We start from the raw sequence: 1,043 nt of genomic DNA on the forward strand, positions 1-1,043 counted from the left end.
TGTACCATATACTTTGCTTTGTCCTGCAGTTGCAGTAACTGTAATTGCTTTTGCAGTGATGGCAAAGTTATTCGAAACAAAAGTGATGTTGTAGTTGTCACCTGCGCTTAGCGTTCCCTGGTTAATGGCATAAGTGGTTCCTATGTTTTCTCCTGCTGCTCTTTCCAGCGATCCGGTAAAGGCGTCACCTGTCTGCAATGTTCCGCCACTGATGATGCTATAGGCGAATGTTGGATCGGTTGAACCATATACTTTGCTTTGACCAGCAGTTGCTGTTACCGTAATTGGTTTTGCAGTAATGGCAAAGTTATCAGGCACGAAAGTGATGGTGTAGTTGTTACCCGCACTTAAAGTTCCCTGGTTGATGGCATAAGTGGTACCAATGTTTTCACCGGCAGCTCTTGTGAGTGCCCCGGTGAAAGCGTCACCTGTTTTCAGTGGGCCTCCACTAGTGATCGTGTAAGCGAGTAATGGATCTGCTGAACCATATACTTTGCTTTGACCAGCGGTTGCCGTTACCGTGATTGGTTTTGCAGTAATGGCAAAGTTATCAGGCACAAAAGTGATGGTGTAATTACTGCCGGCGCTTAAAGTTCCCTGATTGATGGAATAAGTAGTACCGATGTTTTCACCAGCAGCTCTTGCGAGTGTACCCGTGAAAGTATCGCCTGTTTGAAGTGGGCCTCCACTGGTAATGGTGTAAGCCAATGTTGGATCTGCAGATCCATATACCTTGCTTTGACCGGCAGCTGCAGTAACTGTAATTGCTTTTGCGGTAATGGCAAAGTTGTTTGAAGCAAAAGTGATGGTATAATTACTACCTGCGCTTAAGGTTCCTTGATTGATGGCATAAGTAGTACCGATATTTTCGCCGGCAGTTCTTCCAAGTGAACCTGTAAAGGCATCTCCGCTTAGAAGTGGTCCACCACTGGTAATGTCGTAAGCCAATGTTGGATCTGCTGTACCATATACTTTGCTTTGTCCTGCAGTTGCAGTAACTGTAATTGCTTTTGCAGTGATGGCAAAGTTATTCGAAACAAAAG

At 45.1% G+C, this 1,043-nt stretch carries 1 protein-coding gene; it reads right to left on the reverse strand.

The window, feature by feature from the left end; translation table 11 throughout:
* On the reverse strand, positions 1-1,043 hold a 1,043-nt coding region (locus DBR11_RS29515), incomplete at both ends, for an MBG domain-containing protein (RefSeq protein ID WP_304593804.1).

The sequence above is a fragment of the Pedobacter sp. HMWF019 genome, assembly GCF_003061025.1.
Lineage (GTDB): Bacteria > Bacteroidota > Bacteroidia > Sphingobacteriales > Sphingobacteriaceae > Pedobacter.